We start from the raw sequence: 13,680 nt of genomic DNA, 5'->3' as shown, positions 1-13,680 counted from the left end.
CCCGAAAGCCGCCTCATTCATCACTCTTTGATATCGGCCTGATAGAAAATATGCTTTCCGAACGGGTCAATCTCGTAGCCGGTCACTTCTTTGCGTACTGGCTCGAAGATGGTTGAGTGCGCGATAAACACCGCCGGTGCCTGATCGTGCATGACCTGTTGGGCTTCTTCGTAAAGTGCGACGCGTTTGTCGTGATCGGTAGTTTCTTTGGCTTCGGTGATTAACTTATCAAACGGCGGGTAACACCATTTGGCTGAGTTTGAACCGCCTTTGGCCGCATTACAGGTAAACAGCGGGCCGAAGAAGTTGTCCGGGTCGCCGTTGGCGGTGGTCCAGCCCATCAGGGCTGCCATATGTTCGCCATTACGCACGCGGGTCTGATACTCGCCCCACTCGTAGCTGACAATGTGCGCTTTCACGCCAATCTTCGCCCAGTCGGACTGGATCATCTCCGCCATACGGCGCGCATTCGGGTTGTAAGGACGCTGAACTGGCATCGCCCACAAGTCGATATCAAAACCGTTTGGCATTCCCGCTTCAGTCAGCAGGGCCTTGGCTTTTTCCGGTGAATATTCGTAATCCACCACTTTATCGTTGTAGCTCCAGACGCCGGTCGGCAGCAGGGTTTTAGCTACGGTGCCGGTGCCGCGGAACACGGCTTCGATAATCTGCGGTTTGTTGATCGCCATGCTCAGCGCCTGACGCACTTTCACGTTATCCAGCGGCGGCTTCTGGGTATTAAACGAGAGGAAACCGGTATTGAGGCCAGACTTGCTCATCAGATTGATGTCTTTGTTGGCGCGCATACGGTCGAGGTCAGCCGGGTTCGGGAACGGCATCACCTGACACTCGTTCTTCTCCAGCTTGGCAAGTCGCATCGAGGCATCTGGCGTGATGGTATAAACCAGACGGTCGATTTTCGATTTACCCTGCCAGTATTCCGGGAAGGCTTTGAACAGCAGACGAGTGTCTTTCTGGTACTGCACCAGCTCGAATGGACCGGTACCGATCGGGTTCATGTCGACTTTTTCTGGCGTACCGGCTTTTAGCATCTGATCAGCGTATTCGGCTGAGAGGATAGAGGCGAAATACCAAGCCAGATCGGCAACAAACGGCGCTTCCGGGCGGGTCAGATTAAAGCGCACGGTGTTGTCATCCACCTTGTCAATGCTGCCGATCAGGTCGCCCATTTTCAGGCTGTCAAAGTTAAGATACGTGCCGCCCGACACTTTGTGGTACGGGTTATTTTCGTCTTTCTGGCGCATGAAGGAGAAAATCACGTCGTCAGCATTGAAGTCACGGGATGGCGTAAACAGCTTGCTGCTCTGGAATTTCACCCCTTTGCGCAGATGGAAAGTATACGTTTTGCCGTCCGGGCTGACGTCCCAGCTTTCGGCCAGGCTCGGTACCAGTTCGGTAGTGCCGGTTTTGAAATCCACCAGACGGTTGTAAATCGGTGCCGCGCTGGCATCCACGGAGGTGCCGGAGGTATAAAGCTGCGGGTTAAATTGTTCCGGTGAGCCTTCGGAGCAGTAGACCAGCGTCTTGGCGGAAACGCCGCCTGCCATCGCCAGCGCCATCAATCCCGTGCTTATTTTTAATATTTTCTGTTTCATCATTTTCCCTGTCACAAGTGATTAAAAGCTTTAATGATCGTGCTACCGATCGTGGTACAAAAAGCAAAAACAGATTAACATTCGTGCAACGCTTTGTAATACTCTGTTATATATGAAAGTCTTATATGTGTGCAAACTTAGGGGTAAAGATGTCGACAAATATCGCAAAACAGCTTTCCGATCGTTTCTTTCGCTATCTCGCTATCAACACGCAAAGTGATGCTCACGCTACGACACTACCCAGTACGCCGGGCCAACACACTCTGGCGAAACTGCTGGCCGATGAGCTGAAAACGCTGGGCCTGCAAAACATTCAGATTGATGAACATGCGACCGTCACCGCCGTGAAACCTGGCACCAAACAGGGTGGCCCTCGCATCGGTTTTATCACCCATATTGATACCGTCGACGTCGGTCTGAGTCCGGATATTCATCCGCAAACACTGACTTTCAGCGGTGACGATGTTTGCCTCAATGCTGAGAAAGATATCTGGCTGCGCCCGTCCCAACGCCCGGAAATCCTGCCCTACAAAGGCGAAGAGATTATTTTCAGCGACGGCACCAGCGTGCTCGGTGCAGACAACAAAGCTGCCGTGACGGTGGTGATGACGTTGCTGGAAAACCTGCGTGATGACCAGCAGTACGGCGATATCGTGGTGGCCTTTGTGCCGGATGAAGAGATTGGCCTGCGCGGTGCCAAGGCGCTGGATCTGAAACGCTTTGACGTCGATTTTGCCTATACCATCGACTGCTGCGAACTCGGTGAAGTGGTATATGAAAACTTCAATGCCGCCGCCGCGGAAATCACCTTTACCGGCGTGACCGCCCACCCGATGTCGGCCAAAGGCGTGCTGGTTAACCCCATGTTGATGGCGCACGATTTCATGAGTCAGTTTGACCGTGCAGAAACCCCGGAAAATACCGAAGGCCGCGAAGGCTATGTCTGGTTCAATGGCATGAATGCCACCCAGCAAGGGGCTACGTTGCACGCCTCAATCCGAGATTTCGACAGCGCCAGCTTCGCTGCGCGCAAACAGAAAATTGACGATGTGGCAAAACAGATCGCCGCAAAATACCCGACGGCGAAAGTAGCGGTTGAGATAAGCGATACCTACAGCAATATCAGCAGCGCGATTGGCGAAGATAAACGCGCCATTGACCTGATATTTGCCGGGCTGAAAGAGATTGGCGTTGAGCCAAAAGTGATCCCGATGCGCGGAGGGACTGACGGCGCAGCGCTCTCGGCCAAAGGTCTGTTAACGCCAAACTACTTTACCGGCGCGCATAACTTCCACTCGAAGTATGAGTTCCTGCCAGTCAGCTCTTTTGTGAAATCTTACGAACTGACGGTTCAGCTTTGCCTGCTGGCCGCTAAAGGCTGATTTCCGGCGATAAAAAAACCGCCTGCATGGGCGGTTTTTTTGTTTTTTAATGCCTGACTGACTTCTTCTTTCTTACTTCAGCGCACCTGAGAGGAACTGCTGCAAGCGCGCAGATTTCGGACTGCCAAAGACGTCGGCCGGATTGCCCTGCTCTTCAATCACGCCCTGATGAAGGAAAATAACGTGGCTGGAGACATGACGTGCAAACTCCATTTCGTGCGTCACCACCACCATCGTTTTCCCCTCTTCCGCCAGCTTTTGCATGATACGCAGCACTTCGCCTACCAGCTCAGGGTCAAGCGCGGAGGTCGGTTCGTCGAACAGTAACACTTCCGGCTCCATCGCCAGCGCACGGGCGATGGAGACGCGCTGCTGCTGGCCACCGGAAAGGTTCACCGGATATTTACCCTGCGCACGAGAATCGATACCGACTTTATCGAGATACTTCACCGCACGTTCGCGCGCTTCGGCCTTGCTCAGCCCCAGCACCTGCACCGGCGCTTCCATGACGTTTTCCAACACCGTCATGTGGCTCCACAAGTTGAAGTGCTGGAAGACCATCGTCAGTTTGGTTCGCAGCAGTTGCAGCTGTTTTTTGTCGAAGACTTTCAGCTGGCCGTCGGTGTCGCGCACCATACGGATATCCTGATTATTGACGCTGATCGACCCTTCGCTCGGTTTTTCAAGAAAGTTAATACAGCGCAGGAAGGTACTCTTCCCAGAACCCGATGACCCGATAATGCTGATCACATCCCCCGCGTTGGCGGAGAGCGACACGCCTTTGAGGACTTCATGATCGCCGTAGCGTTTGTGCAGGTCGAGAACCGCTAATTTGTTTTCTGGCATAATGTTATTCCGCAAAAAGTTATGTCCATAAAAAGAATGCTTTTTAGTGAGTCTGAGGTTTCACATGCGCCAGCCAGCGCTTTTCAGCCATGCGGAACAGGCCAATCAATACAAAGGAGATGCACAGGTAGATCACCGCTGCGATGCCAAAAGCATAAAACGGCTGATAAGTGGCCGAGTTAATGTCGCGGGCAATTTTCAGCACGTCCGGCACCGTGGCGGTAAACGCCAGCGCCGTGGAGTGCAGCATCAGGATCACCTCGTTGCTGTAGGCCGGTAACGCCGTACGCAGTGCCGAAGGTAGAATAATGCAGGTATACAGTTTGAAACGGGAGAAGCCATACGCATTCGCCGCTTCAATCTCGCCGTGTGGCACCGCGCGGATCGCACCAGCAAAAATCTCGGTGGTGTACGCACAGGTGTTGAGCGTCAGTGCGAGGATCGTACAGTTCAGGCCGCTGCGGAAAAACGCGTTGAGGAAATCGGTGCCGCGCACGATCTCCAGACTGTACATACCGGAATAAAAGACCAGCAGCTGCACATAAAGCGGTGTACCGCGAAACACGTAGGTATAAAGCCAAATAGGCAGACGGATGAATTTGTTCGATGACACGCGCCCTACTGCCATCGGTACCGCCAGTAATCCACCTATGACCACGGAGCTGATTAACAGCCACAGCGTGACGGCCAGGCCGGTAAAACGGTAGCCGTCGCTGTAGAGCAGCGACATGCCGTACTGTTGCAGGATCTCAATCATAGCTCAGCCCTCTTCACGCCCAGCGAATAACGGCGTTCGAGCCATAACAGCACCCCGTTGGAAACCGTGGTAAACACCAGATAAATCACACCCGCCACGATGGCGAAGTAAAACGGCTGATAAGTGCCCTTTCCCGCCAGCACCGTGGCTTTCACCACGTCATTGAGGCCAAGCAGGGACACCAGCGCCGTCGCTTTGAGGATAACCTGCCAGTTGTTGCCAATGCCCGGTAGAGCAAAGCGCATCATGGCCGGAAACAGAATACGGCGGAAGATTTGCGCGCTGCTGAAACCAAACGCCGTCGCCGCTTCAATTTGCCCACGAGGAACCGCCATAAAAGCGCCACGGAAGGTTTCGGTAAAATACGCGCCGTAGATAAAACCGAGCGTAATGATACCGGCACCGAGAGGATCGATATCAATCTGCGCCATGCCCAGCGATTCTGTCACGCTGTTAAGCACGATCTGCAGACCGTAGAAAATCAGCAGCATCAGCACCAAGTCTGGTACACCGCGAATCAATGTCGTATAGCAGCCGAAAAATCCTGAAATCAGACGGTTTTTCGAGAGTTTACCGCCTGCACCGATTAAACCAATTATCACCGCCAGCAGAACCGAAGAGATTGCCAGTTCCAGCGTGACCAATGTGCCCTGAATAATAACCTGGGAATACCCGTATAACATGCTGTGTTCCTGTCTTTGACCAACGTCGTGTCACCTGCCGCAGGTGTTTTTTATTAAACAGTATGAAACTGATTGTGCACGGAAGTGACTTAATGCGGCCTGCCAACATAAGGCAGGCCGCAGACGTTATAGCGCTGAACTTTAGCCGCCGTAAACGTCAAAGTTGAAGTATTTCTTCGCCAGCTTGTCGTAAGTGCCATCTTTGCGCATTGAAGCAAAGGCTTTGTTCAGCGCCGCTTTCAGATCGCCATCATCTTTACGCAGGCCCATACCGGTACCCACACCAAAGAATTTGTCATCTTTCACTGACGGGCCGGCAAACACATAGTCTTTACCCGGAGCCTGTTTCAGGAAACCTTCGCTGCCTGCTACTTCATCCTGGAATGCCGCATCCAGACGACCGGAAGCCAGATCGGCGTAGATCAGATCCTGGTTCTGGTAAGCCACCACGTTGATGCCTTTTGGCTGCCACATCGCGTTGGCATAGGCTTCCTGAGTGGAACCTTGTAATACGCCGACGTTTTTGCCTTTCAGCGCGTCAAGGGTAGGAACAATTTTGGTGCCTTTTGGTGCGATCAGACGGGCGTTGGCCGCATAGAGTTTGTCAGTGAAATCGATTTCCAACTGACGTTTTTCTGTAATGGACAGAGACGAAATAATGGCATCAATTTTCTTCGCTTTCAGCGACGGGATCAACGCATCAAAATCACTTTCAACGAAAGTACATTTGATTTCAGCACGCTTACACATTTCGGTCGCCAGATCGATATCAAAACCGACCAGCTTACCGCTGGAGTCTTTCGATTCAAAAGGGGCGTAAGTCGGATCGGTACCGATCTTAATGTCTTTAGGGGCGGCGGCAAAGGCGCTGCTGACACTGGCTAAAGCCAAAACCAGCGGAAGAACCTTGAACAACTTTTTCATACATTACCCTCAGTCATGAATCGTCTGTTGTGATTGGTCATTTCTGTTGTGTCTGAACATGTTTTTATTATTGGTCGTACTGTTGCAGCTAACGGGAGTTTGCGTTTCCCTCAGTTTCACTATGCAGTTTTCATGCCGATTTTGTTCCGGTCAAGTTAACCGGCCATCGTCCGCCCGTTGCGATTAAAATTGCAGCAAGATCATGCTGCAAATCAGCGGGATGAATAAACCACAGGAACAGAATGCAATAACAATGCACCAAAATGAAACGAGCAATGTTCGTTTTTGGTGCATTGTTATCAATTTGTTTAAAATATGCGATGAATTGGTGAAACGCAGCTAGCGACCGCCCTGCCATCGAACAAACAGGTCTTCCGGCAGCTCGATATCGAACTGGTCGATCACCCGATTTACGGTCTGATTGATGATGTCATCAACGCAGGTCGGGCGATGATAAAAGGCAGGAACAGGAGGCATGATCACCACACCCAGCTCGGCGGCCTGAGTCATCAGGCGCAAGTGGCCAAGATGCAGCGGAGTTTCACGCACGCAGAGCACCAGACGGCGGCTCTCTTTGAGCACCACGTCGGCCGCGCGGGTCAGCAACCCGTCGGTATAACTATTGACGATGCCGGAGAGGGTTTTAATCGAGCAAGGCAGGATAACCATGCCCGCGGTTTTAAAAGAACCGGAGGAGATGCTGGCGGCGATATCGCGCGAATCATGCACTACGTCGGCCAGTTGCTGGACATCACGCAGTGTCAGGTCGGTTTCCAGCGTCAACGTCTGGCGGGCAGCGTTGCTCATCACCAGATGGGTTTCGATATCGGCAACGCCTTGCAGCACCTCAAGTAACCGTACGCCATAAATCGCGCCGCTTGCGCCGGAAATGCCGACAATAAGTCGTTTCATGAAAACTGCCTCTGAAGAGTGACGCCGGGAAGGCGCTTTGACTGACAAAAAGTCATTTTGATGACTTTGCCGCAATGCAGGGGGATAAGCAAGCCTGCGCGGCGCTGGGATAGGAGGGAATTTAGCCCATAAAAAAGGCGCGCCTGCACGGTCGGTTCACCGGACAGGTCGCGCCCTAAAAGGCGTAGTTAAAAATCAGCCTTCGTTATGCATTTCGAGATTTTCGGCTTCCTGCTGACCGCGTAACGCCTGAGCGTCATCGTTGCGCAGGGATTCGAGATACTCGAGGTAATTCTGGTCAACGTCTTTGGTGACATAGACGCCATCAAATACCGAGCATTCGAACTGCTCAATATCCATATTGTCCTCTTTCACCGCAGCAATCAGGTCACTGAGGTCCTGGAAAATCAGTGCATCGGCGCCGATCATCTGGGTGATTTCACTGACTTCACGGCCATGAGCAATCAGCTCATTGGCGCTCGGCATGTCGATGCCGTAGACGTTCGGGAAACGAATTTCCGGTGCCGCCGACGCGAGATACACACGTCTTGCGCCCGCTTCACGGGCCATCTCAACGATTTGCTGAGAGGTGGTGCCGCGCACGATGGAGTCATCCACCAGCAGAACGTTTTTATCACGGAACTCAGCGCGGTTAGCGTTCAGCTTACGGCGTACTGACTTACGACGCTCAACCTGACCGGGCATGATAAAGGTACGGCCGACGTAACGGTTTTTCACAAAACCCTGACGATAAGGCTTGTCGAGGATACGGGCGATTTCCAGCGCGATATCACACGAGGTTTCCGGAATAGGGATCACCACGTCGATATCCAGATCTTCCCAGTCGCGGGCAATTTTCGCACCCAATTTCTGCCCCATACGCACACGGGCGCTGTAGACCGAAATTTTGTCGATGAAGGAGTCAGGACGCGCGAAATAGACGTATTCGAACAGGCACGGATTGTACTGAGGATTTTCAGCACACATACGGGTAAACAGCTGGCCTTTTTCAGTGATGTACACCGCTTCGCCGGGGGCAACGTCACGCAGGAACTCAAAGCCCAGGGTGTCCAGCGCAACGCTCTCTGAAGCCACCATATACTCGTTGCGGCCGCCTTCCAGCGTACGCTTACCGATAACCAGCGGGCGGATGCCATGCGGGTCACGGAACGCCAGCATACCGTGACCGATGATCATCGCCACACAGGCATAAGCGCCGCGGATCTTCAGGTTCATGGCGGCGACCGCTGCGAATACGTTGTCAGCTTCCAGCGGGTAGTGCTGGAAACGGTCAAGTTCGCTGGCCAGAATATTGAGCAGAATTTCTGAGTCGGACGTGGTATTCACATGGCGACGCTGGCCTTCGAACAGATTACTTCTCAGTTCGTGGGCATTGGTCAGGTTACCGTTATGGGCAAGGGTGATGCCGAACGGAGAGTTGACGTAAAAAGGTTGAGCTTCGGAAGCGCTGGAACTGCCAGCCGTAGGGTAACGAACATGGCCAATACCCATGTTGCCCTGCAAACGTTGCATATGGCGTGCTTCAAACACATCTCTCACCAGGCCATTCGCTTTCCGCAAACGGAAATTGTTATTGGCATCAATGGTGACGATGCCTGCGGCATCCTGCCCACGGTGTTGTAACACCGTTAACGCGTCATAAATCGACTGGTTTACCGGCGTGAAACCGGCGATACCGACAATACCGCACATGTTGTCTTTTCCTCAATCAGCGCTGCCAAAACTAGAGATGTTTTGGCAAGAAACTCGACGTGCTCTGCAGGTAGTCAAAGAACCACCTGATGATGTAACTGAACTGTGGGATCAACTGAGACTGTTTCCAGTCCTCACTTTGTGAAAAGCCGGTAAAAGTGTCCAGGAAGAACAGTATCGCGGAGACAATCAGTACGCCGCGCAGTGCGCCGAAGCACACCCCCAACACCCTGTCGGTACCGGACAACCCGGTTCGCTCAACCAGAGAGCTAATCACATAGTTGGCAATGGCACCTACGATCAACGTCGCGATGAACAAGATGCCAATTGCGATCCCGTTTCGAACTAACTCATCTTCGAAACGTGTGAAATAGATAGCGAGGTACGGGTAATAATGGCTGGCAACAAAGAAGGCACAAGCCCAGGTTACCAGTGATAAGGCCTCGCGGACAAAACCCCGGATCAGGCTGACTAAAGCAGAAAACCCGATAACCGCAATAATGACGTAATCAATCCAGACCATTAACGATTCCAGTGTGTAAACCAGTAAAGACGGCCCAAACATCCATTTCGCGGCGAATTCTAACAGAAAAAGAAAACGTTTGCGTAGCGGAAATCTGCCAGCCGAACAAATTAATAATCGCGATGAAAAAAACCTCAATCACCGCAGAAACCTATAAGATCCTGTGTAATAGACCTTATAGAAAAAGGGCACAAAATGCGTGCCCCTCCCCATGACTTAACAACAGAACACAACAGCAGTGCGGTTATTTTCCAGCGCTGTAACTGCGTATCTGCCCGCTTAATCCGCTGATCTGGTTCAACTGCGGCAGTGACGATTCCAGTTTTTGTTTCGACGCATCAGGCCCCACGAAGACGCGAGTGATCTGTCCCTGCACCGGCGTACTTGGAACCGTATACGCACGGAAACCGGACAAGCGCAGACTGGCGACAATCTCGTTGGCTTTCGACGCATTTTTCAACGCGCCCAACTGTACAACGTAGGACTGCCCGGCAGGTGCTTTCTCTTCCGGCTGAGGTTTGCTTTCCACTTTCGGTGGTTCAGTTACTTTCGGCTGTTCAACCGGTTTTGGTGCAACAGGTTTAGGCTGAACCGGCTTCGGTTTTTCGACCGGTTTTGCTTCGACCATCGGCTTAGGTTCAATCACCTTAGGTTTAGCCGGTACCGGACGCGCTGGCTGAACCTGTTTTTGTGGCTCAGGACGGGTCGTGACTGGCGGTACTGGCGTCACAGGCTGCGCGTCGGTGTCATCCGGCAGTTCCTGCCCGGAATTCGCCGGCTGCGTCGCCGTATTGCCCCGCCCATGCACCGCTTCCCCTGCCCCTTCCGGTGGCTGAGCAGGCAGCGACTGTGATACCGGTGGCACCACATCCTGCTCCTGCGCATCACCCGGTTTTGGCACTAACGGGATCGACGCAAACTCATCCTCATAATGCTTTTTCTTCCCGTCGAGCAAACCCGGCAGAATGATCACGCCCAGTGCGACCAAAATGATGGTCCCCACCAGACGATTTTGAAACTTACTAGCCACTGGCTTTCCCCGCGTCTAAAGCAGCCATCACGTGCGCTACGGTATGAAATGATCCGCAGACAATCACAATATCCTGACTATCAGCATCCTGCATGGCCTGTTGCCAAGCCGAAACGACGTCCGTGAACTGATGCGCTTGCACCAGATGCACGGCCAGTTCTTCTACGCTGGCACCGCGCGGGCCTTCAAGCGGTGCGCAGTACCATTGATCAATCTCAGACGCCAGACAGGCCAGCGTGCCTGCAATGTCTTTATCATGCAGCATTCCCACCACGGCGCGTACTTTTCCGCCATTGCGCGGCAACTCACGCAGACGTCCGGCCAGATAGCTGGCGGCATGGGGGTTGTGCGCGACGTCCAGAATAAGTCTTGGCGACTCGCTCACGGTCTGGAAACGGCCCGGCAGTTGCGCCTGTTGTAAACCGCTGCGGATAGCGGCTTCGGGAATGTTCAGCGTGGAGAAGTGCAATGCGGCCAGCGCCGTGGCGGCGTTAGGCAGCGGAACGTTGGGAACAGGTAAATCATCCAGCACGTCGCCCTCCTTCACTTCCCAGCGCCAGCGGTCACCCGCAACACTGTAGTTCCAGCTGTCACCCAGGCGGTATAAGTCAGCGCCTTTTTCAGCGGCCACATCGGCAATTGACTGCGGCATCTCCGGCTCACCGACAATTGCCGGCCGGTTGCCACGGAATACGCCCGCTTTCTCACGCCCGATACTTTCGCAGTCAGGGCCGAGCCAGTCGGTGTGGTCGAGTGCAATGCTGGTCACCACGGCAACATTGGCATCGACGATATTGGTGGCATCAAGCCGCCCGCCGAGGCCCACTTCGAGGATCACGACGTCCAGTTTGGCATCTTTAAACAGCTTCAGGGCCGACAGGGTTCCGTACTCGAAATAGGTCAGGGAGATCTCCCCGCGTCCGGCTTCAAGCGTAGCAAAGGATTGACAATGTGCCTCTTCCGGCAGCTCTTCTCCCTGAATGCGCACACGTTCGGTGTAACGCACCAGATGCGGCGAGCTGTAAACCCCAACGCGCAGCCCGGCGGCGATAAGAATCGCTTCCAGCGTACGGCAGGTGGTGCCCTTGCCGTTGGTACCAGCGACGGTGAAGACGAAAGGCGCAGGTTGCAGCAAGTCCAGTTTACTGGCTACCGCTTTGACACGATCGAGGCCGAGCTCTATCGCCTGAGAATGGAGATGTTCGAGATAATAAAGCCACGCAGACAAAGGCGACGTGGCTTGAGGAATAACTTGATTTTGCATAACAGGCAATGCCCCTTCGTCAGATGCGACAGTCAGGATAAAAGCACGGTATGCAGGCTGGACGACGCTCGCGTTACAGGAACGTCGTCCATTTATGATTGACCGGCTTTTACCTGGTCAATCAGGCATCCTGATGATTGTCAGCGGCGTTGCCGCTGACTGCTGCCTGAACGTCAACCACTTTCGGTTCAGGGCGACCGGTCAGCTTAGACAGCACGCTACCCAGTTTTGGACGCAAATCAGGACGACGGACAATCATGTCGATCGCGCCCTTTTCAATCAGGAATTCACTGCGCTGGAAGCCCGGTGGCAGTTTTTCACGAACGGTTTGCTCGATAACGCGTGGACCAGCAAAGCCGATCAGCGCTTTCGGCTCAGCGACGTTGATGTCGCCCAGCATCGCCAAACTGGCGGAAACACCGCCCATGGTCGGGTCAGTCATCACAGAGATGTACGGCAGGCCGCGCTCCTGCAATTTCGCCAGAGCAGCACTGGTTTTGGCCATTTGCATCAGCGACATCAACGCTTCCTGCATACGGGCGCCGCCACTGGCTGAGAAACAGACCAGCGGACAATTATCTTCCATCGCCTGCTCTACAGCACGGACAAAACGCGCACCGACAACGGACGCCATTGAACCGCCCATGAAAGCAAATTCAAAGGCTGCCACGACGATAGGCATGCCGTATAGCGTGCCTTTCATGACAACCATTGCGTCTTTTTCGTCGGTTTCTTTTTGTGCTGCAACCAGACGGTCTTTGTATTTTTTGGAGTCTTTAAACTTCAGAATGTCTTTAGGCTCAAGCTCGCTGCCTAATTCAACCTCGCTGCCTTCATCCATAAAAGTGAAGAGGCGCATCCGCGCAGACATGCGCATGTGATGGTCGCACTTCGGGCAAACCATGAGATTGCGTTCAAGCTCGGCGCGGTAAAGTACCTGACCGCAGCTGTCACATTTAGTCCAGACGCCCTCAGGAATGCTTGCCTTACGGGTTTGCGAGACGTTGCTCTTATTAAGAATTCGTTCAATCCAGCTCATCGATGACCTTTCTGTTTGAACCCGGCCGAAGCCAGTCCGCTGTTCATGCTGTAACAAGTCCCCTGAAACCTACCCAAAACGCCCGCCCGCTCTGATGCCGGATGGCAAAACAGACGCATAACGGAAGGGTTGTTCGCAGGAACAGACCATAAATGTCGCTCATTAAACCATAACGGCCCGACGCTGTGGATAAAAAACTGGTCGAACCCTCTGGTTTAATCTCTTTATATTTCCCAGCTTTGCTGACCTGAGGTTAGCCCTGCTGACGCTTTACCTTCGCCGCCGCACGCTTGTGCCGCCAGATTTCCACCACACCCGGCAGAATCGACAGGACGATGATCACCACGATCAGCAATTTCAGATTGTTCTGCACAATCGGTACGTTACCAAAAAGGTAGCCAGCATAGGTAAATAACAGAACCCAAACCAGCGCACCAATCACGTTATACGCCGCAAAGTGGCGATAGGACATGTGCCCCATACCCGCGACGAAAGGCGCAAAGGTACGCACTATCGGCACGAAGCGCGCAAGAATAATCGTTTTGCCGCCATGTTTCTCGTAAAACTTGTGCGTCTGGTCCAAATAACTGCGACGGAAAATCTTCGAATTCGGATTCCGGAACAGACGTTCACCAAACAGGCGGCCGATGGTGTAGTTGAGCGCGTCACCTACAATAGCGGCAACGGCCATCAGGGACACCATCAAATGTACGTTCAGATCATTGCCCGGCAGCGCGGCCAGTGCACCGGCCACAAACAGCAGGGAATCTCCCGGCAGGAACGGCGTGACCACCAGCCCCGTTTCGCAAAACAGGATCAGGAACAGGATACCGTAAACCCAGGCGCCGTATTGCGCCACCAGTTCAGCCAGATGCACATCAATATGGAGAATAAAATCAATGATAAAGTGGATGAAATCCATTTAGTGAATCGCCTTTTTTAAGCGCCGATGCGCAACGTTAAACAAGCAGCGTAAACAATGTATGCAGCA

The 13,680-nt window shown here is 53.2% G+C and carries 13 protein-coding genes; 1 reads left to right on the top strand and 12 read right to left on the bottom strand.

The genetic code is table 11. From position 1 onward, the window contains the following. Positions 1–20: 20 nt before the first annotated feature. Positions 21–1,616: an ABC transporter substrate-binding protein gene (locus ACZRKO_RS02870; RefSeq protein WP_463735753.1), complete on the bottom strand. Its 1,596-nt coding sequence runs from the start codon at positions 1,614–1,616 to the stop codon at positions 21–23. A 149-nt stretch (positions 1,617–1,765) separates the two neighbouring features. On the opposite strand from ACZRKO_RS02870, the gene pepT reads away from it, so the two are divergent. Continuing rightward, entirely contained in the window at positions 1,766–2,998 is a 1,233-nt protein-coding gene (gene pepT / locus ACZRKO_RS02865; RefSeq protein WP_463735752.1) for a peptidase T, read from the top strand. A gap of 72 nt (positions 2,999–3,070) precedes the next feature. Here pepT and hisP read toward each other — a convergent pair whose 3' ends face one another. The 11 genes from hisP to ACZRKO_RS02810 all read right to left on the bottom strand — a co-directional run bounded on the left by hisP (position 3,071) and on the right by ACZRKO_RS02810 (position 13,611). Continuing rightward, positions 3,071–3,844 (bottom strand): histidine ABC transporter ATP-binding protein HisP, encoded by a 774-nt coding sequence (hisP, locus tag ACZRKO_RS02860; RefSeq protein ID WP_463735751.1) that lies wholly within the window; start codon positions 3,842–3,844, stop codon positions 3,071–3,073. Between the two features lie 43 nt (positions 3,845–3,887). Next, on the bottom strand, positions 3,888–4,601 hold the full coding sequence (locus ACZRKO_RS02855) for an ABC transporter permease (RefSeq protein ID WP_463735750.1): 714 nt from the start codon (positions 4,599–4,601) through the stop codon (positions 3,888–3,890). Beyond that, positions 4,598–5,284 carry a histidine ABC transporter permease HisQ gene (locus ACZRKO_RS02850; RefSeq protein ID WP_463735749.1) on the bottom strand — a complete coding sequence of 229 codons (687 nt, stop codon included), beginning with the start codon at positions 5,282–5,284 and terminating at the stop codon, positions 4,598–4,600. Before ACZRKO_RS02850 ends, ACZRKO_RS02855 begins: the two co-directional genes overlap by 4 nt. 141 nt (positions 5,285–5,425) lie before the next feature. Continuing rightward, entirely contained in the window at positions 5,426–6,208 is a 783-nt protein-coding gene (locus ACZRKO_RS02845; protein ID WP_463735748.1) for a lysine/arginine/ornithine ABC transporter substrate-binding protein, read from the bottom strand. A 339-nt stretch (positions 6,209–6,547) separates the two neighbouring features. Further along, positions 6,548–7,120: a UbiX family flavin prenyltransferase gene (locus ACZRKO_RS02840; RefSeq protein ID WP_463735747.1), complete on the bottom strand. Its 573-nt coding sequence runs from the start codon at positions 7,118–7,120 to the stop codon at positions 6,548–6,550. Positions 7,121–7,315: 195 nt separating this feature from the next. Next, positions 7,316–8,833 (bottom strand): amidophosphoribosyltransferase, encoded by a 1,518-nt coding sequence (gene purF / locus ACZRKO_RS02835; protein ID WP_463735746.1) that lies wholly within the window; start codon positions 8,831–8,833, stop codon positions 7,316–7,318. A gap of 31 nt (positions 8,834–8,864) precedes the next feature. Continuing rightward, positions 8,865–9,356 (bottom strand): colicin V production protein, encoded by a 492-nt coding sequence (gene cvpA / locus ACZRKO_RS02830; protein WP_463735745.1) that lies wholly within the window; start codon positions 9,354–9,356, stop codon positions 8,865–8,867. Between the two features lie 244 nt (positions 9,357–9,600). Next, a complete protein-coding gene (dedD, locus tag ACZRKO_RS02825; RefSeq protein WP_463735744.1) occupies positions 9,601–10,386 on the bottom strand; it encodes a cell division protein DedD in 786 nt (261 codons plus the stop codon). Next, complete coding sequence (gene folC, locus ACZRKO_RS02820; RefSeq protein WP_463735743.1) at positions 10,379–11,650, bottom strand: bifunctional tetrahydrofolate synthase/dihydrofolate synthase; 1,272 nt, start codon at positions 11,648–11,650, stop codon at positions 10,379–10,381. The genes dedD and folC overlap by 8 nt, the downstream gene beginning before the upstream one ends. A gap of 121 nt (positions 11,651–11,771) precedes the next feature. Then, on the bottom strand, positions 11,772–12,689 hold the full coding sequence (gene accD, locus ACZRKO_RS02815; RefSeq protein ID WP_463735742.1) for an acetyl-CoA carboxylase, carboxyltransferase subunit beta: 918 nt from the start codon (positions 12,687–12,689) through the stop codon (positions 11,772–11,774). Positions 12,690–12,942: 253 nt separating this feature from the next. Beyond that, on the bottom strand, positions 12,943–13,611 hold the full coding sequence (locus tag ACZRKO_RS02810) for a DedA family protein (protein ID WP_463735741.1): 669 nt from the start codon (positions 13,609–13,611) through the stop codon (positions 12,943–12,945). Between the last annotated feature and the right edge of the window lie 69 nt (positions 13,612–13,680).

It is taken from the genome of Ewingella sp. C233, assembly GCF_055407225.1.
The sequence above is the reverse complement of the archived record's forward strand: the minus strand, read 5'-3'. Positions and strand labels throughout refer to the sequence as shown.